The organism is Candidatus Endoriftia persephonae (genome assembly GCF_023733635.1).
GTDB lineage: Bacteria > Pseudomonadota > Gammaproteobacteria > Chromatiales > Chromatiaceae > Endoriftia > Endoriftia persephonae.
The window spans coordinates 2,847,451-2,867,754 of the sequence record NZ_CP090569.1 but is presented as its reverse complement, the minus strand read 5'-3'; the positions used below and the strand labels follow the sequence as shown (position 1 = coordinate 2,867,754).

Genomic DNA, 20,304 nt, shown 5'->3' with positions numbered 1-20,304 from the left:
CGACGCGCCTACAATCGAATTTACCCTTCTGGTTAGGCCAGCCGGTCGTCCGCCACGTGGTAGCGTGGATCCTCCAGCATATTGACCTCCACCAGATCCCCCGCCTTCACCAGCAGATTCTGACACTCCTGGCTCAGGTGCTTGATGTGCAGGCGCTTCTCGGCACGGGTGTAGCGTTCGGCGAGGGCATCGATCGCCTCCAGGCCTGAGTGATCGTAGACTCGCGCATTGGCAAAATCGACCATCACCTCGTCCGGGTCATCTTTCGGATTGAACAGATCGGCAAAGGTCTGCACTGAACCGAAGAAGAGCGGGCCGCTTATCTCATAGTGTTTGATGCCGTACTTGTCGACATAGGTCTTGGCGTAGATGTGTTTGGCATGCTCCCAGGCGAACACCAGTGCGGAGACGATGACACCGACGATCACGGCGATCGCCAAGTCGGTGAGCACCGTCACCACCGCCACCAGGATGCCGACGAAGGTGTCGGCCAGTGGGATCTTGCCGAGCAGGCGGAAGCTGGCCCACTCGAAGGTGCCGAGCACCACGATAAACATCACGCCGACCAGCGCTGCCACCGGGATCATTTCGATCAGGCTGGAGCCGACCAGGATGAAGGTGAGCAGGAACAGTGCGGCGGAGATGCCGGAGAGACGGCCACGACCGCCGGAGTTGATGTTGATCATGCTCTGGCCGATCATCGCGCAGCCGCCCATGCCGCCGAACAGACCATTTACCGTATTCGCCACGCCTTGGCCGATACACTCCTTGTTGCCACGGCCACGGGACTCGGTCAGCTCATCGATCAGGCTCAGGGTCAGCAGCGACTCGATCAGCCCTACCGCAGCGAGGATCACGGCATAGGGCAGGATGATGTAGAGGGTCTCGAAGCTGAACGGCACCATCGGGATATGGAATTCAGGCAGGCCGCCGGCGATGGTGGCCTGCGGATTGCCGGACATGTCGGCCAACACGCCCTGCACAGTGCGCGCGTCCAAATCCAGATAGAAGACCAGCAGGGTGACGCTGACGATCGCCACCAGCGAGGCAGGTAGCGCGCTGGTCAACTTTGGCAGAAAGTGGATGATCGCCATCGTCAGCACCACCAGCCCGAGCATGATCAGCAGCGGCTCGCCGCTCATCCAGACCAGGTTGCCGTCCGCGTCGGCTACCTGAAACTGCTGCAGTTGGGCGAGAAAGATCACGATCGCAAGGCCGTTGACGAAGCCCAGCATCACCGGGTGCGGCACCATGCGGATGAACTTGCCGAGCCGCAGCACCCCGGAGAGGATTTGGATCAGACCCGCCAGTAGCACCGCTGCGAACAGGTATTCGACGCCATGTTGCGCCACCAGCGAGACCATCACCACTGCCATCGCCCCGGTGGCGCCGGAGATCATGCCAGGCCGGCCGCCGATGATCGAGGTGATGATGCCCATCATGAAGGCGGCATAGAGGCCCACCAATGGCTCCACCCCGGCGACAAACGCGAAGGCGATGGCTTCTGGAACCAGCGCCAGCGCGACAGTCAGGCCGGAGAGAGTGTCGTTTTTCACGCACTGTCTGCCAGGGCAGGTGAGCTGAAACATGGAGTACCTCTAATGGGATAGAAAGAGGCGGAGAGTCTATCAGAAAACTCTTATATGTCTACAGATAGAGCCTGGCACGAGACCCTGTTTTCCTGCAAGTCTGTAGAGGCAGCGCTTGTGGTGCGAAGGCTCGGCAGATGGTGCGTTCGCGCCGCAAGCGACACTCCTACGATCGGATCCTTTGGGGATGGATTGAGTTGTAATTATAACTCAACCCCAGCTACCCTCCTCAGCGTCCAGGGCAGGCTGGGGCGGCCTAGGTCTACCGTTTCCAACTGGCAGTGATCTTCAGCCCGCCGCTCGTCGCGCCGGTGAGGATCACTGGGATCGGCTGGCTCTCGCCCTTGAAGCCGATGGTCAGCTCTACCTTCAACTCGTCGGGACGGTTGCTGACCAGCGCCTCCTGTACAGTATCGGCCACCGCGCTGATCTGGTTGCGCAGCAGACCGATGGCGCTGCTGATATTGTCGCTTAGTCCGGTGGCTTCGGCGCCTGCCGGTAGGTCGGTGGGGGCGGCCCCGCTGCCCGGCAGGGCGAGATCACCCTGCTCCATCTCCACCATGATGAGGCGGCCATCGGCCAGTCTGATCGGGGCGATCTTTTCCATTCCTAACTCCTTTTTGTGGATTCGGTGCCGATTATTCCATCTGCGCCTGCGGAATGAAATTCCTAATGGGGGCACCGCTTGCGGTGCGAATGTTCGGGGGTGGAGGGTTCGTGCCGCCAGCGGCGTTCCTACGCAAGGATCTCCAGTGTGTTCAGACCGGGGTGACGGTGGCGATCTGCTGCCCCATCTTCAGCGGCATGCCGGATTCTAGCTCCTCCATCCACTCTGTCGCATCTTTGCCAAACAGCAGGATCACTGTGGAGCCCATGTTGAAGCGGCCCATCTCCTCGCCCTTCTGCAGACTGATCGGCTCGGGTGTCTCTGACTCGGGGGTGTAGTTCCAATGGCTGACTTGGCGGGAGCGGGGGGTGACGGTGCCGGCCCAGACGGTGTCGATGCTGGCGACGTTGATTGCTCCCACCAGGATCATCGCCATCGGCCCGATCTCGGTCTCGAACAGACAGACCACCCGTTCGTTGCGGGCGAACAGCCGTGGCACCATGCGCGCGGTGGTGGCGTTGACGCTGAACAGCCGACCGGGGACGTGGATCATTCGCTGCAAGGTGCCGCTGAATGGCATGTGCACCCGGTGGTAGTCGCGTGGCGAGAGGTAGATGGTGGCAAAGTTGCCCTCTTCAAAGCGCTCGCTCCACTGGGGGTCGCCGCCGAGCAGCTCCAGCAGTGAGTAGTCGCGCCCCTTGGCCTGGAAGATGTAGCCCTCTTCGATGTCACCGCACTGGCTTAGCGCGCCGTCGGCAGGGCAGACGATCGCCTCCGGGGCCTCAGCCACCGGGCGGACATCGGGGCGCAGGACGCGGGTGAAAAAGTGGTTGAAGCTACGGTAGCGGCTTGGATCGGGCTCTAGTGCCTCCTCCATCTCGACCCGGTAGAGTTTGATGATGTTGCGGATCAGCCAATCCTTGAACGGTTTTATCTCGATGCGGGTGATGCGGTAGGTCAGCGCCGATATCAGGTGATGTGGCAGCAGGTATTGCAGGCTGATAAAGAGATAGTCGAGGGGGGTTTCAGTGAAGCGGCGGGAGGGTTCTTCGCGCATGAGGTTACCGGTAGTGGTTGATCAGGGTCTTGATATCCGCAGCGATGCTAGCCCCTTCCTGGAAGGAGGTAAACAGGGCGTGGATGCGGCCAGCCGGTCCGATCAGAAACAGTGGTGCCTCTTCCTCACCCTGGGTTGCGCCGAAGCGGGCGCGCATTTCCTGTAGGGTCGCCGGGTCGCCCTGCAGAGTGAGGAAGCGCTCTCCGATCTGTTCGAGCATCACATGTCGGGCCGGGTCGCTGCCATCGTCAATGTAAATGAAGCGGAGTTGCTGTTGCAGCTCCGGCTCGGCGCTGAAGCGATTGTGGACCTGGGTTAGGCGCAGCAGGGGGCTGGGCTGGGCTGTTTGCTCCGCGAAGCCGAGTAGGCTCCAGCTGCCTTCCAGTTGGCTTTGGTCGAAGCGTGTGTCGTCGCGGCTGGAGAGCTGAAACTCAGGCAGTGGATGGGGCGGTCGCAGTAGCACCCCGGCGATCGCCGGCAGGGTGTTGTCGGAGTAGCGGTTGCCGGTGTAGTAGGCCATGCCGAAGACGATCAGGCTCAGGGTAAGGAAGACAAAGCGGCGTTGTTTGGAACTTGGACGTTTTGGCATCGGCTGGGTGGATGTTTAACTGGGTCGGGGCAGTTTAATCCAAACCGGCTCGGATGTGATGATTCAGACTGCGGTCTGGCAGTTGGGGCAGAGGTAGCAGGGCTGCCCACCCTGGTTGATTTTGATGATGCGGCTAGAGCAACGGTAGCAGGCCAGGCCCTCGCGGCGGAAGAGCTGGAAACGGGCGCTCTCGAAGTTGCTGCCGGCTGCCATCAGCTGCTCTGCCCGCTCGAGGTCGTTAGTAATACCGCCGGTCTCATAAGATTGGCGAGGTAGGTGGATGATCGCCGCTGCCAGCCGGGCGAGTTGTTCGGGGCGGCACTGACTGGGTTTGCTGGTTGGGTGCAGAGCGGCGTGGAATAGGATCTCACAGCGCAGATAGTTGCCGATGCCGGCGAGAAAGCCCTGGTCGGTGAGAATGCTGCCCAGGCGGCGGTTGCGGAACTGGCGGGATTCGAGCCGCGCCAGCACGGTTTTGACGTCGAGTGTGGGGTCCAGCAGATCGGGCCCCAGCCGGCTGAGAAACGGGTGACTGAGCAGTTCCTGGTCGTTGAGTACGTCGATCTCCGAGGCGCTGTAGAGCAGCGCGTCGTGACTTTCGGTGGAGATGCGCAGGCGCAGCTGGCGGCGGGTCTCAGGGCGCTCGCCGCGCCGCACACAGTGCCAGCGGCCATAGAGCTGGTTGTGGCTGTAGAGGGTCAGGCCGTTGTCGAAGCGGGTCAGCATCGCCTTGCCGTGGGTGTCGATACGCAGCACACGTTGCCCTGTCAGTGTGGCAGCGAATGGTTGCAGGCGGGGCAGGCTGAACCAGACCTCACTGGCGATTCGGCCCTTGAGTATCGACTCAACGGCATCGGCGGCGCGGCGGATCTCTGGTCCCTCTGGCATGCCGGGTCAGCTTTCGATCGGCAGGTCGTCCCGGTTGCCCCAGTCGGACCAAGAGCCGGGATAGCCTTTCGCCTGCTTATAGCCCAGATGTTTCAGTACCAGCCAAGCGAGCGAGGAGCGGTGGTGGGTCTGGCAGTAAGTGACTACCTCCTTGTCGCTGCTGATGCCGAGGCCCTCCAGCATGCTCCGTAGCTCACTCTCCGGTCTGAGACGCAGGTTGCGGCTGCGGTCCATCAGCTCCAGCCAGTCCAGGTTGGCGGCTCCCGGGATGTGGCCGCCAAACTGGGAGAAGCGTTTGCGGCCGCTGTACTCGTCGCTGTTGCGGGCGTCCCACAGGGCGAGGTCTGGGTTGCCCAGGCGGCTGCTGATGTAGTCGGCCTCTGCTACCACTTCGGGGGTGGTGGTGGCTTTAAACAGGGCGGAGGGCGGTGTGACCGGATTTTGCTCAACCGGGTGTTGCTCGTTGCTCCAGGCGTGCAGACCACCGTTGAGCAGGGAGAATCGTTCGTGTCCCATCGCTGCCAAGGTCCAGAGTAGGCGTGAGGCGTTGCCACCCCCCTCGTCGTCGTAGGCCACCACATGGGTCTGGTTGCCGATGCCGTGGGCGCTGAAAACCTGTTCCAGCTGGGCCGTTTCCGGCAGCAGCCCGAAGGTTGGCTTGCGTCCGGCGACGAACCGCCCGTACTGCAGATGGATCGCGCCGGGGATGTGCATTTGCCGGTAGGTAGTCTCCTTGCAGACCGCGACTATCAGCAGCCCCTCGCTGCTGAGCTGCGGTTCGAGCTGGTCCGGTTCGCAGACCAGGGGCAGGTCGATGGCGTTCATCGGGCTGCCAGCACTTTCTGTACTGCAGAGAGTGCGACGCCGCTGTTGATCGGTGCGCCTCTTTCGTTGAGCACCGCCTCTAGGGCGCTGACGCAGAGGAGCACGTTCTCGGCTCGGGCGGCGTGGCCCATCAGGCCGATGCGCCAGACTTTGCCGGCCAGCGCGCCGAGCCCGGCGCCGATCTCCAGATTGAACTCGTTGAGCAGGCGGTTGCGCACTGCGGCGTCGTCCACCCCCTCGGGGATGGTGACGGCGTTCAGTTGTGGCAGCCGGTGAGCTTCATCGACCACGAATGAGAGCCCCATCGCCTCCAGCCCTGCCTTGAGGGCGTTGTGCATTCTGCGATGGCGTGCCCAGGCGTTCTCCAGACCCTCCGCTTCGAGAATGCGCAGTGCCTCATGTAGGCCGTAGAGGGCGTTGATCGGTGCGGTGTGGTGGTAGGCACGTTTGGTGCCGCTGCCCCAGTAGCCCATCACCAGGTTTAGGTCGAGGAACCAGCTTTGCACGGTGCTCTGGCGGTTGCGTACTTTCTCCAAGGCGCGCTTGTTAAAGCTGATTGGGGAGAGGCCGGGGGTGCAGGAGAGGCACTTCTGGGTGCCGGAGTAGATGGCGTCTATATCCCATTCGTCCACCTTCACCGGGGTGCCGCCCAGCGAGGTGACGGCGTCGACGATGGTTAGGCAGTCGTGTTGGTGGGCTAGGGCGACCAGCTCGGCGGCGTCTGACTGGGCGCCGGTGGAGGTCTCAGCGTGCACGAAGGCGACGATCTTCGCATCCGGATTGGCCTTCAGTGCATCCTCTAGCTTCTGCGGGTCGACTGCCCGGCCCCACTCATCCTCGATCATCAGCGGGGTGCCGCCGCAGCGCTCCACGTTCTCTTTCATGCGACCGCCGAATACGCCGTTCTGGCAGACGATCACCTTGTCACCAGGCTCCACCAGGTTGGCGAAGCAGGTCTCCATGCCGGCGGAACCGGGGGCGGAGACCGGCATGGTGAGGGGGTTTTCGGTCTGGAAGGCGTACTGCAGCATGCTCTTGGTCTGTTCCATCATCTCGATGAAGAGCGGGTCAAGATGACCGATGGTGGGGCGCGACATCGCCTCCAGGATGCGCGGGTGCACATCGGAGGGGCCGGGGCCCATCAGGGTACGTACGGGGGGGGTGAAAGCGGGTATGGCCATGGTGTGGATGCCTGGTGAAGTCAATGGAAAAGGGGTTGAGTCTATGGCGGCCGAGTATATGTGCGCGTTTTGTGTCGCTGCAAGGGATCACTCCCCTGTTGCCGGCGTGGTTAAGAGGCATCTGGGCGCGCCTTGAAAAAAAATGGGCGGGACCCAATTTTGGACACATCAGTGAATTACACCATCCAGGAGATGCGACGATGACTTACATGCACTATCAGCCTCTTGCCATGCTCAATCAGATGACCCGCGAGATGGAGCGCTTGGCCGCGGAGCACAAGCGGGCACAGGTTGCTACCGCCGGGACGGTATCCCGTTGGCAGCCGTCGGTGGATATCCTCGAACAGCAGGAACGCTTTGTCCTGAGCATGGATCTGCCCGGTGTCGATCCCAACACGCTGGAGATCCAGGTCGAGAAGGGGATTCTGACGGTTTCCGGAGAGCGCAGCCTGCGCAAGGTGGAAGACGAGGCGGCCAGTTACACTCGGCGCGAGCGGGTTGCAGGCAGCTTCAGCCGCAGCTTCAAACTGCCGGAGACGGCTGATGAGTCGACGATCAGTGCGGCCTCAGAGCATGGGGTGCTGGAGATCGTGATCGCCAAGAAGGCGGAGGCGCAGCCACGCCGGATCAAAATCACTCACTGACACGCCGCGCTGACAGAAAGCCACCCTGATTGGTGGTTTTCTGTCGGGCGGCGTTTGTCTATGGTGGGTTGAACCTCAAAAGCCTGGCCGGGAGGAGTTGAAGGTGTCAGAGAAGATCGCAAAATCGGATGCCGACTGGCAGCAACAGCTGAGCCCGGAGCAGTATCGGGTCTGCCGTTGTCAGGGGACGGAGGCGCCCTTTACCGGCAAATTCTACAATCATCATGAAGCGGGTGTTTACAGCTGCAGTTGCTGCGGCAATGAGCTGTTCGACGCCTCTGCCAAGTTTGATTCCGGCAGCGGCTGGCCGAGCTATTTTCAGCCGGTCTCTGCGGATGCGGTGACGGAGCATGCGGATAACAGCCATGGCATGCTGCGGGTGGAGGTGCTGTGTGGCCACTGCGATGCGCACTTGGGCCACGTCTTCTCCGACGGCCCGCCTCCCACCGGGTTGCGCTACTGCATCAACTCGGTTTCCCTCGACTTCAAGCCTGAGTCACCGCCATAAAAAACGGCCCCGAAGGGCCGTTGCTGAGGGGAGGGCGATGGTGGTTACTCTTGGATCTCGCCGCCGATTACCTTGGGTGCTGAAGTCACTGTCGGTACCGGCAGGTCGTTGAGCGTTCCGCTGACTGTACTTGGCAGGGCGGTGGCAGGCTCGGTCAGGCTGAGCGCGCTGCAGTTGCTGATATCGACCTCGACGAAGGTCTGCTCCACATCCCGCGCCTTGATCGCATATTCGGTGCCGTTTGGTCCCATCTGTACCCCGTCGGCGATGGCAAAGGCCCGTGTCCAGCGGTCCGGGTTGCCGTCGCCATCGGTGTCGAGCGATTCTTCCGGAATACCCCAGAAATCGCCGCTGCCACCATAGTTGAGGCGGAAGGTCTGACCCGCGTAGTCGGTGGTGTCGTGCACCGCGCTGCCGCTGCGGTCATTGGCGTCGCTGTGGGTGTAGGTGAACTCGATCGGCTTGTCGAAGCTCTGCACGACACCGAGTGAGTCAAACACCGTGGTGGTGCGGTTCCAATTGTTGGGGCCGGTCTCCCAGGTGTAGTAGACCGAGCCTTCCGGTAGCTCGTAGACATCCCAGACGTTGGCCAGTGCTGAGATGTCGGTGAGCATCGCGCCGGTGTCGATACCCCACTCGCTGCCGGCGGGCAGGTTGGCTGGGTCGGTACCGTCCACCGGGTTGCCGGAGGCATTGTGGACCAGGGTGAGGAAGTTGGCAGCGCTGCTGTCGTTGTTGATGCTGTAGGCCACCGCCTCGGCCACCGAGTTGGGGTTGCTGGTGCTCATCGGTGAACCCGGCACCAGACAGCGGTCGAGGCAGTAGAGGGTGGCGCTGCCGCCAGAGGCGAAGAGTTCGCCGGCGCCGGTCTCGCTGCCGTTCATGATGGTCTGCTCGTCATAGGTGATCTCGTTGTCGCCCTGCACAAAGCGTACGCTGCCGCCGAGCTGACTCGACCACATATGCAGGGTGTTCTGTCCAGGCGAGAAGCTGACTAAAACTGGTGTATCGAGGTTGCTGACAACGGGCGGTGCGTCCTGCTGCCAGATCTGGTAGCCGGTGCGGTAGAAGCCGTCGCTGGCTACCCCATCGCTGACGCTGAAATACTCCACCAGCCAGGCGCCATCGGCATTGTTTGGCAGTGGGTTTTGCTCGTCGTGGAACTCGAACTGGATGCCATCCAGGGCGCTGATGGCCAGACTCTTGACCTCGTTGCGAATCAACCGGCCGGGGGTCTGCTGCAGGGTATAATCGGTCTGGGTGTCGCTGCTGTAGTCGAATACAGAGACGGTCGCGCCATCCAGATTGGCCGATTCATCCTCATACCAGAGGCCCCAATAACCCACATGGCCGTACTTGCCATCGTAGGTGAAGGAGAGCCCCGAATTGAGACTAAGCGTGGCGCCGCTTGTGTAGTCGAACAGATCGTAGCTCCAGACTGTTTCGTCGATGTTGTTACGGTCGAGGCAGACCTGTGAGCCTTGGCTGTCTTGGCTGTCTTGGCTGCCGATGATGAAGTCGGCATCGTAGCTGAGGCGGTAGGTGGCGTTTTCGCCGCCGGGATCGGGGGTCATGGTGGTGCGGGTGATCGCCTGGCCGGTGGTCTCGCCCTGCATCTCCACCGAGGCGGCGTGTTCGATCTGCATCGGCCCGAAGCCAAAGTCATCCTCCATCGACTCGAAGAAGGTGAAGCCGTTGAGCCCGCTGCTCACTCCGGCGGTAGATATCTCGCCGCTACCGAAGCTGGTGCCTGATGAGTCTATCATCTGCCAGGTGAGCTGAAACTCACCCATCGGGTTGGTAGCGCTGGGCTCGGCGGTGACCTCGGCACGGGCCTTGATCAGCATGCTGCTGTTGCCTGGGCCCTCCATCTCCGGGATCCAGACGTTGACGATCATCGGGTCCTCATTGGAGGCGCGAGTTGAATCGATAATCACCTCGGTGTAGTTGGTAGCATTTTGCCCGCTGGACTGATTCTGGCTGCTGGCGCCCGATTCACCCTGGGAGCATTCATCATCATCCACCAGGGCGATGTAGGCCCCTTGGTCCACAAACTGGTCGGCGCGCATCTGCGAGATGAAGCAGAGGATCTCGTTGGCGGTATTCACCGGCTCGATGGCCGGGTGGTAGGTATGGATATCGGTACTGGCGTTGGCGTAGTCACTGCCGGCATCGTCAAATCTCAGGCCAAGCTCGCCGCGACCGGCGAAGCGCGCGGCGGCAGATCGGGCGCTGCTCGATTCAGCGGCCACCACGTCCACTCGTTCCGGCAGTTGAAGGCCGGAAATTGCTTCGCTGGTGGTGGTCTCTGTGCTCCCGCCACCGCCACAGGCTGTGAGTATCAGAGGCGTTGAGAGGGTAAACAACGCACCATATCGATGTAAAAACTGGTTCATTTGTCGTCTCCATTGGCAAACAAGAACATCTTTCCCATCTTCAGTTCGTGGACCCGAACTGATTGAGACATCGGCGCGTTGGAGAAAACCTGAAGCCGGGATTGAGTGAGGATTGTGATGGAGCAGCTGCGTTACGACAGAAGTCTATTTCAGCGCAGGGGTATACAGGTTGGTGAGTGCGGGGTCTAAGTCGATAGGTTTTTCGGGATGACAAGTGAGTGGATATTCGCGTGGCTGATCCCATCGAAGGCGACCAGCAGGTGGTAATCCTGCTCACTCTCATCGAGCAGAGCCAGGCCCTCGGCCTTGCCGCCGGCAGGCGGTTCGAGCTTGTGCAGCAGGCGGATCTTTCCCTGTCCACTCTGCGGTCGATCGGCGCCTGGCAGTGTGTCTCTGCCATCCCAGTGGAAGATCCGGTAATCCCCTGGTCCCTTGCCATTGGGACCGGCAAGGATCAGGAAGCCGTCGCTGACCCGGGTGATCTCGCGGCAGCCGAGGCCGCCCAGAGTGACGAAGCGCAGTTCATAGTCTGATTTCGGATCATCGAAACGAAACCGCAGGATCGGCACCAGCCCGTCGCGTAACACCGGCCCGCGGAAGGCGGCGTAAAGCCAGCCATCGTGCACTGCGATTCCCTCGATGTCGACACCGTTCTCTTTGCCGGGAATGGCGCTGAATGGCTGCAGCACTGGGTCCCGCCGCAGCAGTTTTCTGAGGCTGATACGCTGCTTCGATTCAATATCACCCTGGCTGTTGATGCGTAGCCGGAACAGCTGGTCGCGACTCTTTTCATGGATGATCGACTTTCCATGCAGTCGCTTCAGGTTCTTTTTATGGCTTTTGGCCGGGTTGAGTTGCTTGCGTTTCAGCGAGTGGGAGCCGATCACATAGATCGATTCACCATCGGAGGCGATGCCTTCGATGTCCAGCTCCCGGCCCTTTTTCCTGGAACCCTTATACAGCAGGATATTGCGGGCCAGCTGATAGTGGCCCTGGCCATCGGCACGAAACAGCTGCAGATAATTTTCGTTGCGTCGCTCGCCGCTGGCCTCATCGGAGCCGATCAGCAGCAGCCCTTGATGACGCCCGATGGCGCTGATGTCCGCCGGCGACTTGAGCTGATTGACCGCGATATTGAACATGCCGGATGCACCTCTGATACGGGGTCAGTCAGAGAGCTGCTTGAGCCGTTCGGACCAGAGCAGGGTGGCTCCCGCTACCGCCGCCGGCATCGCGACAAAGTTGAGGATCGGCACCATCATCAGCAGGGTCAGGCTGCCGCCAAACGCCAGCGAGGTAAAGCGCGCCTGCTTGAGGCGGCGATGCTGCTGTTTAAAACGCAGGCCGTGGTTGGCCATTGGATAGTCGCCATACTCCAGTGCCAGAAACCAGGAGGTGAAGGCGATCCACAGGAATGGCGCAGCAATGTTGATCACTGGGATCAGAAACAGGATTAGCAGTGGAATCGCGCGCAGCAGAAAGTAGCCCATCTTGCGCAGCTCGGAGGCGATGGAGGGGAGGATATCCTTCATCACCTGGCCGATGCCACCGGGCTCCTGGGGCAGCTCGCCGCCGATGAAACGCTCCACCTTTTCCGCGAGCAGCCCGTTGAAGGGGGCGGCTATCAGGTTGGCGATCACCGTGAAGGTGTAGAAGACTACCAGCACCAGGGTGATGGCAAACAGCGGCCAAAGCAGCCAGCGTAGCCAGAAGAGCCAGCTATCCTCCGCCGGCAAAAAGCGCTCCATCAATAGCTCGAACTGGTCGATGCCGAACCAGATCAGCAGGCTGAAGACCAGGATGTTGACCAGCAGCGGGATCAGCACAAACGGGCGCAGCCCCGGTTTGCTGATCAGACTGAGGCCGCGAAGCAGATAGCCGGCGCCGGAGAGGGGATTGTTTACCATGGTTGAGGATCTTCGATTGAAAACGCCTATGGTAGCAAATGCGACGGTTTCTGCCGTGTGCATGTAAACTTCCCGTCAGTTGTGCCGAATGTCCTTAAGGAGCCTCTGATAAAGTCTGGATGAAGTCGATTGTGATTCAGAATGTTCAGATTCAAGGCGCAAATCGCACGTAATAGCTGGCTATTGCGAACGACGGCATGGATGCAGGAGATAGAGCAACGCATGGAGCCGTTGCCGAGATTTGCCATGCAGAAGCTGGATATTCTGGGCGCAAAATACGAGTTCATGACTTGATCAGAGGCTCACTAATGGCGGATGACGCCAGATATGGCAGTAAGTGCCAATAAGGAGACCGCGCATGAAGGGCATTGTATTTTCCAAGTTCATCGAGTTCGTAGAGGAGCGTTTTTCGCCGGAGATGGCAGATGACATCATCGAATCCTCCGATCTCCCGTCAGGGGGGGCATATACCTCGGTGGGCACCTACGATCATAGGGAGATGCTGCAACTGGTGACCGCGTTGAGCGAAAAATCCGGCACACCAGTTCCGGACCTGGTTCGTTCCTTTGGCTGTCACCTGTTTGGCATCTTGGCTGGCGCCTATCCCCAGTTCCTGGAAGGAATCGACTCAAGCTTGGAATTTTTACAGCTGATTGAGAATTACATTCATGTCGAGGTGAGAAAACTCTACCCAGATGCCGAGCTGCCGACCTTCGAGCACTGCTCCCCGTCGGCAAACCAACTGGAACTGATCTATTACTCAAAGCGGCCGCTGGGGGATCTGGCGCACGGGCTGATTGAGGGATGCGCCGCCCACTTCGGCGATACCCTCTCCATTGAACGGGAAGAGCTGCTGGTGGAAGAGGGAACCTCCATCCGTTTTCTGCTGACCCGCCAGGTGTAGCGAATGGATGAACTGACTCGTCTGGAACACCGCTGGCAGCGTGAGCGCAAGGCCCGCCATGAGGCGGAGCGCCTGCTGGAGGAGAAGAGCCTAGAACTCTTCCAGATGAATAACGAATTGGTTGAGCTGGCGGCTAGCCTGACGCACAAGGAGGAGTGGAGTCGCTCCATCCTGGAGGCGGCCGCCGAGGGGGTTATCACCACCGATGAAGGCGGTGCAGTGCAGTTTCTCAACCGGGCGGCGCAATCGATGTTCGGTTACACGCCGGACGAGATCTCCGGAAAGTGCATAAACACACTGTTGCCCGAAGAGCTTCTGAACTGCCCTTTCGCCAAGTCCGATTTGGAGAAAACCGAACCGCTCCTGAGCCTGAGTCATGAGACGCAGGGGCGCAGGAAGGACGGATCGGTGTTTCCGGCCGAATTGACGGCCAGTATCGCTCACCCTGGAACCGAGCGAATCGTCATCGCCGTTGTACGTGACATTACGGAACGAAAACAGGCGGAGAAGAGACTGGAAATGACCAATCGGCAGATCCAGCTGATCCTGGAAACGGTGGTTGAGGGAATCTTTGGCGTAGACTGCGAGGGAAATTTTACCTTTATCAACTCCGCGGCCAGCAAGATGCTGGGATGGAGCCAGCAGGAGCTGATCGGGCAGCACAGTCACGAGCTGATGCACCATACCCACAACAACGGCTCACGCCACCTCGCTGAAGAATGCCCCATCTACACGACGTTCCGAGAAGGCAAGGGAAACACCATCCTGGAAGATCTGTTCTGGTGCAAGGACGGCACATCCCTTCCAGTGGAATACGTCAGCCGACCGATATGGGAAGAAGAGAGAATAGTGGGAGCAGTCATCTCCTTCCGTGACATCACGGAACGTATAGAGGCCGAACGGGAGCGGCAGAAGATGGAGATCCAACTGCACAACGCCCAGAAGTTGGAGGCCATCGGCCAGCTCGCCGCCGGCATCGCCCATGAGATCAATACCCCGACCCAGTATGCCAGCGACAACACCCGTTTTTTGCAGGATGCCTATGCGGACATCATCAAACTCGTCTCCCTGCAGGAGCGCAGCATCGCAGCACTGACTAGCGGTGACCCGCTAGCGGCGCAGCTGGCTGCCGAGGCCGCTGCGCAGGCTGAGACGATCGAAATCGATTACCTGAAAGAGGAGATCCCCCTGGCGGTTGAGCAGACCCTGGACGGGCTTGAACGCGTCACCAAGATTGTGCGGGCGATGAAGGAGTTCTCTCATCCCGGCGTAGAGGAGAAGACTTTTGTAGACCTCAATAGCGCCATTCAGAGCACTATCGATGTGTCTCGCAATGAGTGGAAATACCATGCCGAGCTGGAGACCGTGTTTGATCCTGAGCTTCCTGCGGTCCGCTGCCTTCCCGGGGAGATCAACCAGGCCATCCTGAACATTATCGTCAACGCTGCCCACGCCATCGCCGATAGGCGCAAGGAATGCCCAGATGAGAAAGGGATCATCCAGATCGCCACCCGCAAGAGGGGCGATTATGCCGAGATCAGTATCAATGATAATGGAGGGGGCATCCCGGAAGAGATACTGCCACGCATATTCGACCCCTTTTTCACGACCAAGGGGGTGGGTAAAGGAACGGGCCAGGGCTTGTCGATTACCTACTCCGCGGTGGTGGATAAACACAATGGAACCATAGAGGTGGATTCCAGCGTAGGGGAAGGCACCACCTTCATCATTCGTCTGCCCATCGACGGTGAAACTGGACAGACAAGCGATGCGCCGTGAACCCATCCCTGTGGGTTTGGCTGCGGCATTCCTGCCGCAGATACCCACGGATCGCTCCACCAACCCTGGCTCCAGGTGAATCTAACAAAGTAGAAGAGGCTCCTTAAGGCTTTCTCACACTTTTATGGTTAGAATGCGCGGCCATTTTTGCAGCAGAGAGCAGGATCAAAGATGAAATATGTCGGTGCCCATGTGAGTGCCTCTGGCGGTGTGCAGAATGCCCCGTTGAATGCTGGGAAGATCGGCGCCAGGGCGTTTGCCCTGTTCACCAAGAACCAACGCCAGTGGCGTGCCAAGCCGCTGACTGATGAGGTGATCGAGAGTTTTCAGCAGAACCTGCAGCAGGTCGGTATCAATCCGGCGCAGGTGCTACCCCACGACAGCTACCTGATCAACCTGGGCCACCCGGAGCCGGAGGGGCTGGAGAAGTCGCGCAACGCCTTTATCGATGAGATACAGCGTTGTCAGCAGCTTGGCCTCAAGCGACTCAACTTCCACCCAGGTGCGACCCTGCGCAAGATCGACGAGCCGGCGAGCCTGGAGCGGGTCGCCGAGTCGATCAATATCGCCCTGGCGCAGACTGAGGGGGTGACGGCGGTGATCGAAAATACCGCCGGCCAGGGCTCCACCCTGGGTTACCGCTTTGAGCATCTGGCGCAGATCATCGATAGGGTGGAGGATAAGTCCCGGGTTGGGGTCTGCCTCGATACCTGCCACAGCTTCGTCGCCGGCTACGATCTGCGCAGCGCTGAGGCCTGCGAGCAGACCTTCGCCGAGTTCGAGCGCATCGTCGGTTTTGATTACCTGTGCGGCATGCACCTCAATGACAGCAAGCCGGAACTGGGCCAGCGGGTCGATCGCCACCACAGCCTGGGGCAAGGCAAGATCGGCTGGGAGTGCTTCCGTTACATCATGAACGACCCGCGCTTCGATGATATTCCGATGGTGCTGGAGACCATCGACGATACCCTCTGGGCGGAGGAGATCCAGGCCCTCTATGGGCTGATTGCCTGATTGGGGTTTCTGCTTCCCGCTCTGCATCTATGCTTAGGGTTGATCGCCTTTTGTGGAGGCGATTATCACAGGCCCTTTTGTAAACGATAGATTGCAGACAGGTGATCATGGGTTGGGAAGCCCTCTTCAGTCTCGCTAGCGTGCTCTTCTGCTTTGGCATGATGGCGTTCACCCGGGTCTCTCCCGACCTGATCACCAGTGCCGCGTTGACCGTATTGTTGCTCGCCGGTGTGGTTAGCCCCGAGCAGGCGCTGGCGGGCTTTGCCAACCAAGGAATGCTGACGGTAGCGGTGCTCTACGTGGTGGTCAGCGGCCTGACTGAGACTGGCGCAGTGGGCTGGATCGGCCAGACCCTGCTGGGCCGGCCCCGCTCCATCCGCCATGCCCAGTGGCGGCTGATGCTGCCGGTGGCGGGGCTGAGTGCCTTTCTCAACAATACCCCAGTGGTGGCGGTGTTCATTCCGGCGCTGCAGGAGTGGGCACGTCGTCATCGCCTGCAGCTCTCCAAGCTATTGATTCCGCTCAGCTTCGCCAGCATCGCCGGTGGCACCTGCACCCTGATCGGCAGCAGTACCAATCTGCTGGTGAACGGTCTGATGCTGGAGCAGACCGGCAGCGGCCTGGCGCTATTCGATCTGCTCTGGATCGGTCTGCCGGTGAGCTTGGCGGTGTTGCTGTTTGTGCTGCTGATGGGGAGCTGGCTGCTGCCCAACCGCAGCTCGGCGATGGAGGAGTTTGCCGATGTGCGCGCCTACACGGTGGAGATGCAGGTAGAGGTCGGCTCGCCGCTGCCAGGTCGATCGATCGACGAGGCGGGGCTGCGACAGCTGCCGGGGCTGTTCCTGGCGGAGATTGAACGGGAGGGAGGCGTACTGCCCGCGGTCTCGTCGAAAGAGCGGCTGCAGGCGGGTGATCGTCTGCTGTTTGTCGGGGCACGGGATTCGGTGGTGGATCTGCAGCGAATCCACGGCCTGCTGCCCGCTACCAAGCAGCTCTTCAAGCTCAATGATGAGCGCCCGGAGCGCCGCTTCATCGAGGCGGTGGTCTCCAGCCGGCACCCTCTGGTGGGGCGTACGGTGCGCGAGGGACGCTTCCGCAATCGCTACAATGCGGTGATTATCGCCCTGGCGCGCAATGGTGAGCGGCTTGACGGCAAGCTCGGCGATCAGCGGCTGCAGGCGGGGGATACCCTGTTGCTGGAGGCGCGCCCCTCGTTTCTGGAACAGCAGCGCAATGCCCAGGATTGGCTGTTGATCAGCCCGGTGGGGGAGTCGCACCCGCTGCAACATGAGCGCGCCCCGCTCGCCCTGGGGATTGTGCTGTTGATGGTACTGCTGGTGGGGTTGGGCTGGCTCAGCATGTTGAAGGGGGCGCTGCTGGCGGCGGGGCTGATGATCCTGACCCGTTGCACCCGCGGCCAAGTGGCCCGGCGTTCCCCCGACTGGCAGGTGCTGGTGGTGATCGCCACCTCCTTCGGTATCGGTGCGGCGCTGCAGCAGAGCGGCGCGGCGCTGTTTGTCGCCCAGGGGCTGATGGGGCTGGCGGGTGGCGAGCCCTGGCTGGCACTGGCGCTGGTGTTTGGGGTCACCGCCCTGTTGACCGCCCTGGCCACCAACAATGTGGCGGCGGTGCTGATGTTCCCCATTGCCCTGGCGGCGGCCCAGCAGTTGGGGGTGAGCCTGCTGCCGTTTGCCATTACCATCATGGTGGCGGCCTCCGCCTCCTTCGCCACCCCGATCGGCTATCAGACCAACCTGATGGTCTACAATGCCGGCGGCTATCGCTTTCAGGACTTCCTGCGGATCGGATTGCCGCTGACCCTGTTGGTGGGGCTGGTGACGCTCTTGCTGGTGCCGCTGGTGTGGCCGTTCTGATTACTTTTTGCGTGCCTTGGTGAAGGCTGCAGCTATCGCGCCCCCTGCCTGCGGTTGCGGTTGGTTGTCACGCTTTGTGCGGCGCGGGGCGTTGGCCGGGGCCTTTTGCCGCCCATCCCGACGCGGCTCCCGCTCGGCCCGTTCCTGCAGCCGCATGCTCAAGCCGACCCGCTTGCGTTCCAGGTCCACCTCCATCACCTTGACCTTCACCAGATCTCCCGCCTTGACGACCTCCCGTGGGTCTTTAACAAAGCGGTCGGCGAGCTGGGAGATGTGCACCAGGCCGTCTTGATGCACGCCGATGTCGACGAAAGCACCGAAATTGGTGACGTTGGTAATCACTCCTTCCAGCACCATATCGGGCTGCAGGTCGTTGAGGGTTTCCACTCCCTCTTTGAAGCTAGCGGTCTTGAATTCGGGACGTGGGTCGCGGCCGGGTTTCTCCAGTTCACCGATGATGTCGGTCACTGTCGGCAGGCCGAAGCGCTCGTCGGTGAAGTCGGCCGGTTGCAGCTGCTTCAGTGCCTCATGGTTGCCGATTAGTGAGGTCACCGGCAGCTTGGTCTGCTCCAGGATGCGCTTGACGACCGGATAGGCCTCAGGATGCACCGCCGAGTTGTCGAGGGGATTGCTGCCGTTCATCACCCGCAGAAAGCCTGCCGCCTGCTCGAACGCCTTGGGGCCGAGGCGGGATACCTTCAGCAGTGTCTTGCGCTCGCTAAAGGCACCGTGTTGGTTGCGAAACTGTACGATGTTCTCCGCCAGCGTTGGACTTAGGCCGGAGACCTGGCTCAGCAGCGGCGCCGAGGCGGTATTGAGGTCGACCCCGACAGCGTTGACGCAATCCTCCACCACCGCATGCAGGGAGCGGGAGAGGCGGCTCTGGTTGACGTCGTGCTGGTACTGGCCGACGCCGATCGCTTTGGGTTCGATCTTCACCAGCTCGGCCAACGGATCCTGCAGGCGGCGGGCGATGGAGACTGCGCCACGTAGCGAGACATCCAGCTCCGGCATCTCTTTGGAGGCGAGCTCGGAAGCGGAGTAGACCGAGGCGCCGGCCTCGCTCACCATCAGCTTCTGCAGCTTCAGTTCCGGATGTTTTTTGATCAGTTCAGCGGTCAGTTTGTCGGTCTCTCGGGAAGCTGTGCCGTTGCCGATCGCCACCAGCTCTGCCGAATATTGTTTGGCCATCGCTGCCAGAGTGGCAATTGATCGATCCCACTGCTTTTTCGGCGCATGTGGGTAGATGGTGTCGGTGGCCACCACCTTGCCGGTGGTGTCGATCATCGCCACTTTGACCCCGGTGCGCAGCCCAGGATCGAGGCCGATGGTCGCCTTGGGGCCGGCGGGAGCGGCCAGCAGCAGGTCGTGTAGGTTGCTGGCGAAGACCCGGATTGCCTCCTCCTCGGCGCGCTCGCGCAGCTGCGCGAGCAGCTCCAGTTCCAGCTTCAGGGAGAGCTTGATCCGCCAGGCCCAGCGCACAGTCTCGGTGAGCCAGGCATCGGCGGCGCGCCCCTGCTGGGCGATGCCCTGGGAGGCGGCGATGATGCTTTCGCAGATGCTTGGTTCGCCCTCTGCCTCGCCGCTGCCGAGATGCAGGTTGAGCACCCCCTCGTTGCGGCCGCGGAATAGCGCCAGGGCGCGGTGGGAGGGGATCTTGCCGATCGCCTCCGCGTAGTCGAAGTAGTCGGAGAATTTCTTCCCCTCCTGCTGTTTGCCGCTGACCACCTGGGAGCTGAGTATGCCGTTATTCTGCATCTGTTCACGCAGCCGGCCAATCAATGTCGCATCTTCGGCACAGCGCTCTATCAGGATCTGGCGTGCGCCGTCCAACGCCGCCTTGCTGTCGACCACGCCCTTGTCGGCATCGATATAGTCGGCGGCGGTCGCTTCGGGATCGAGATTCGGGTCTTGCAGCAGCCCTAGAGCGAGGGGCTCCAGGCCGGCCTCGCGGGCAATCTGCGCCTTGGTGCGCCGTTTCGGCTTGTAGGGAAGGTAGAGATCCTCCAGGCGGGTCTTGGTCTCTGCCGCCCTGATCTCCTGTTCCAGCTCCGGGGTGAGTTTTTCTTGCTCGCTTATGCTCTTAAGGATGGTTTCTCGACGATCTTCCAGCTCCCGCAGATAACCGAGTCGCTCTTCCAGATGACGCAGCTGGATGTCGTCAAGTCCACCGGTGGCCTCTTTGCGGTAGCGTGCGATGAACGGCACGGTAGCGCCTTCGTCTAGGAGTTTAATGGCGGCATCAACCCGCTGAACTGTGACCTTTAACTCAGTGGCTATACGGCGAAAGATGGTATTCATATTGTCAGACACGCGGGAGTGGAAAGCGCGCAACTCTACCTCGCCGGACGGGGAGTGAAAAGCTTGTTAAGGAGCCTCTGAACGAATCGTGAACTTGCATATTGGATCTAGAATCCGCGCTTTGTCGTTGCTGATCTTCGCAATAGCCTGCTATTACGTGCGATCAGAGCCTCAAATCGATGAATTCTGAAACCCATTCTGCTTCGCTCAGATCATTCAGCGGCTCATTAACGATCAGAGT

General features: G+C 60.7%; 18 protein-coding genes. 7 read left to right on the top strand and 11 right to left on the bottom strand.

The features are described from left to right. Positions 1 to 32: 32 nt before the first annotated feature. The 7 genes from L0Y14_RS12880 to L0Y14_RS12850 all read right to left on the bottom strand — a co-directional run bounded on the left by L0Y14_RS12880 (position 33) and on the right by L0Y14_RS12850 (position 6,736). On the bottom strand, positions 33 to 1,556 hold the full coding sequence (locus L0Y14_RS12880) for a SulP family inorganic anion transporter (RefSeq protein ID WP_305790607.1): 1,524 nt from the start codon (positions 1,554 to 1,556) through the stop codon (positions 33 to 35). Positions 1,557 to 1,851: 295 nt separating this feature from the next. After that, positions 1,852 to 2,196, bottom strand: a complete 345-nt coding sequence (locus L0Y14_RS12875) for a CU044_2847 family protein (RefSeq protein WP_006474805.1) — start codon at positions 2,194 to 2,196, stop codon at positions 1,852 to 1,854. Positions 2,197 to 2,347: 151 nt separating this feature from the next. After that, positions 2,348 to 3,253: an archaetidylserine decarboxylase gene (asd, locus tag L0Y14_RS12870; RefSeq protein WP_006474804.1), complete on the bottom strand. Its 906-nt coding sequence runs from the start codon at positions 3,251 to 3,253 to the stop codon at positions 2,348 to 2,350. A gap of 4 nt (positions 3,254 to 3,257) precedes the next feature. Continuing rightward, a complete protein-coding gene (locus tag L0Y14_RS12865) occupies positions 3,258 to 3,842 on the bottom strand; it encodes an SCO family protein (RefSeq protein ID WP_006474803.1) in 585 nt (194 codons plus the stop codon). Between the two features lie 63 nt (positions 3,843 to 3,905). Then, positions 3,906 to 4,730: an endonuclease VIII gene (nei, locus tag L0Y14_RS12860; RefSeq protein ID WP_005963288.1), complete on the bottom strand. Its 825-nt coding sequence runs from the start codon at positions 4,728 to 4,730 to the stop codon at positions 3,906 to 3,908. Between the two features lie 6 nt (positions 4,731 to 4,736). After that, positions 4,737 to 5,555 carry a sulfurtransferase gene (locus tag L0Y14_RS12855; RefSeq protein ID WP_005963286.1) on the bottom strand — a complete coding sequence of 273 codons (819 nt, stop codon included), beginning with the start codon at positions 5,553 to 5,555 and terminating at the stop codon, positions 4,737 to 4,739. Then, positions 5,552 to 6,736, bottom strand: a complete 1,185-nt coding sequence (locus L0Y14_RS12850; protein ID WP_251859206.1) for a pyridoxal-phosphate-dependent aminotransferase family protein — start codon at positions 6,734 to 6,736, stop codon at positions 5,552 to 5,554. The genes L0Y14_RS12855 and L0Y14_RS12850 overlap by 4 nt, the downstream gene beginning before the upstream one ends. A 200-nt stretch (positions 6,737 to 6,936) precedes the next feature. Here L0Y14_RS12850 and L0Y14_RS12845 point away from each other — a divergent pair, with 200 nt between their 5' ends. After that, positions 6,937 to 7,380: an Hsp20/alpha crystallin family protein gene (locus tag L0Y14_RS12845; protein ID WP_005963280.1), complete on the top strand. Its 444-nt coding sequence runs from the start codon at positions 6,937 to 6,939 to the stop codon at positions 7,378 to 7,380. Between the two features lie 103 nt (positions 7,381 to 7,483). Beyond that, positions 7,484 to 7,888 (top strand): peptide-methionine (R)-S-oxide reductase MsrB, encoded by a 405-nt coding sequence (gene msrB / locus L0Y14_RS12840; protein ID WP_006474801.1) that lies wholly within the window; start codon positions 7,484 to 7,486, stop codon positions 7,886 to 7,888. 44 nt (positions 7,889 to 7,932) lie between these two features. On the opposite strand, the gene L0Y14_RS12835 is transcribed toward msrB, so the two are convergent. The 3 genes from L0Y14_RS12835 to cysZ all read right to left on the bottom strand — a co-directional run bounded on the left by L0Y14_RS12835 (position 7,933) and on the right by cysZ (position 12,191). Then, on the bottom strand, positions 7,933 to 10,284 hold the full coding sequence (locus L0Y14_RS12835; protein WP_006474800.1) for a hypothetical protein: 2,352 nt from the start codon (positions 10,282 to 10,284) through the stop codon (positions 7,933 to 7,935). A gap of 185 nt (positions 10,285 to 10,469) precedes the next feature. Next, positions 10,470 to 11,426 carry a DUF3616 domain-containing protein gene (locus L0Y14_RS12830; RefSeq protein WP_006474799.1) on the bottom strand — a complete coding sequence of 319 codons (957 nt, stop codon included), beginning with the start codon at positions 11,424 to 11,426 and terminating at the stop codon, positions 10,470 to 10,472. A gap of 24 nt (positions 11,427 to 11,450) precedes the next feature. Next, positions 11,451 to 12,191 carry a sulfate transporter CysZ gene (gene cysZ / locus L0Y14_RS12825; RefSeq protein ID WP_006474798.1) on the bottom strand — a complete coding sequence of 247 codons (741 nt, stop codon included), beginning with the start codon at positions 12,189 to 12,191 and terminating at the stop codon, positions 11,451 to 11,453. Positions 12,192 to 12,332: 141 nt separating this feature from the next. Here cysZ and L0Y14_RS12820 point away from each other — a divergent pair, with 141 nt between their 5' ends. The 5 genes from L0Y14_RS12820 (at position 12,333) to L0Y14_RS12800 (ending at position 17,762) form a co-directional block, all read left to right on the top strand. Continuing rightward, the gene (locus tag L0Y14_RS12820; RefSeq protein ID WP_005963268.1) at positions 12,333 to 12,485 is read left to right on the top strand and encodes a hypothetical protein; all 153 of its coding nucleotides are present in this window, start codon (positions 12,333 to 12,335) and stop codon (positions 12,483 to 12,485) included. A 64-nt stretch (positions 12,486 to 12,549) separates the two neighbouring features. Further along, on the top strand, positions 12,550 to 13,095 hold the full coding sequence (locus L0Y14_RS12815; protein ID WP_006474797.1) for a heme NO-binding domain-containing protein: 546 nt from the start codon (positions 12,550 to 12,552) through the stop codon (positions 13,093 to 13,095). 3 nt (positions 13,096 to 13,098) lie between these two features. After that, the gene (locus tag L0Y14_RS12810; RefSeq protein WP_006474796.1) at positions 13,099 to 14,874 is read left to right on the top strand and encodes a PAS domain S-box protein; all 1,776 of its coding nucleotides are present in this window, start codon (positions 13,099 to 13,101) and stop codon (positions 14,872 to 14,874) included. A 171-nt stretch (positions 14,875 to 15,045) separates the two neighbouring features. Further along, positions 15,046 to 15,888 carry a deoxyribonuclease IV gene (gene nfo / locus L0Y14_RS12805; protein WP_006474795.1) on the top strand — a complete coding sequence of 281 codons (843 nt, stop codon included), beginning with the start codon at positions 15,046 to 15,048 and terminating at the stop codon, positions 15,886 to 15,888. A gap of 107 nt (positions 15,889 to 15,995) precedes the next feature. After that, the gene (locus L0Y14_RS12800) at positions 15,996 to 17,762 is read left to right on the top strand and encodes an SLC13 family permease (protein WP_006474794.1); all 1,767 of its coding nucleotides are present in this window, start codon (positions 15,996 to 15,998) and stop codon (positions 17,760 to 17,762) included. Here L0Y14_RS12800 and L0Y14_RS12795 read toward each other — a convergent pair whose 3' ends face one another. Next, positions 17,763 to 20,063 carry a Tex family protein gene (locus tag L0Y14_RS12795; protein ID WP_039960231.1) on the bottom strand — a complete coding sequence of 767 codons (2,301 nt, stop codon included), beginning with the start codon at positions 20,061 to 20,063 and terminating at the stop codon, positions 17,763 to 17,765. Positions 20,064 to 20,304: the final 241 nt, after the last annotated feature.

Coding starts and splice junctions, on each gene's coding strand:
- L0Y14_RS12875 (WP_006474805.1), bottom strand. CDS start 2,196: ATGGAAAAGATCGCCCCGATCAGACTGGCCGATGGCCGCCTCATCATG.
- asd (WP_006474804.1), bottom strand. CDS start 3,253: ATGCGCGAAGAACCCTCCCGCCGCTTCACTGAAACCCCCCTCGACTAT.
- L0Y14_RS12865 (WP_006474803.1), bottom strand. CDS start 3,842: ATGCCAAAACGTCCAAGTTCCAAACAACGCCGCTTTGTCTTCCTTACC.
- nei (WP_005963288.1), bottom strand. CDS start 4,730: ATGCCAGAGGGACCAGAGATCCGCCGCGCCGCCGATGCCGTTGAGTCG.
- L0Y14_RS12855 (WP_005963286.1), bottom strand. CDS start 5,555: ATGAACGCCATCGACCTGCCCCTGGTCTGCGAACCGGACCAGCTCGAA.
- L0Y14_RS12850 (WP_251859206.1), bottom strand. CDS start 6,736: ATGGCCATACCCGCTTTCACCCCCCCCGTACGTACCCTGATGGGCCCC.
- L0Y14_RS12845 (WP_005963280.1), top strand. CDS start 6,937: ATGACTTACATGCACTATCAGCCTCTTGCCATGCTCAATCAGATGACC.
- L0Y14_RS12835 (WP_006474800.1), bottom strand. CDS start 10,284: ATGAACCAGTTTTTACATCGATATGGTGCGTTGTTTACCCTCTCAACG.
- L0Y14_RS12830 (WP_006474799.1), bottom strand. CDS start 11,426: ATGTTCAATATCGCGGTCAATCAGCTCAAGTCGCCGGCGGACATCAGC.
- cysZ (WP_006474798.1), bottom strand. CDS start 12,191: ATGGTAAACAATCCCCTCTCCGGCGCCGGCTATCTGCTTCGCGGCCTC.
- L0Y14_RS12820 (WP_005963268.1), top strand. CDS start 12,333: ATGTTCAGATTCAAGGCGCAAATCGCACGTAATAGCTGGCTATTGCGA.
- L0Y14_RS12815 (WP_006474797.1), top strand. CDS start 12,550: ATGAAGGGCATTGTATTTTCCAAGTTCATCGAGTTCGTAGAGGAGCGT.
- L0Y14_RS12810 (WP_006474796.1), top strand. CDS start 13,099: ATGGATGAACTGACTCGTCTGGAACACCGCTGGCAGCGTGAGCGCAAG.
- nfo (WP_006474795.1), top strand. CDS start 15,046: ATGAAATATGTCGGTGCCCATGTGAGTGCCTCTGGCGGTGTGCAGAAT.
- L0Y14_RS12800 (WP_006474794.1), top strand. CDS start 15,996: ATGGGTTGGGAAGCCCTCTTCAGTCTCGCTAGCGTGCTCTTCTGCTTT.
- L0Y14_RS12795 (WP_039960231.1), bottom strand. CDS start 20,063: ATGAATACCATCTTTCGCCGTATAGCCACTGAGTTAAAGGTCACAGTT.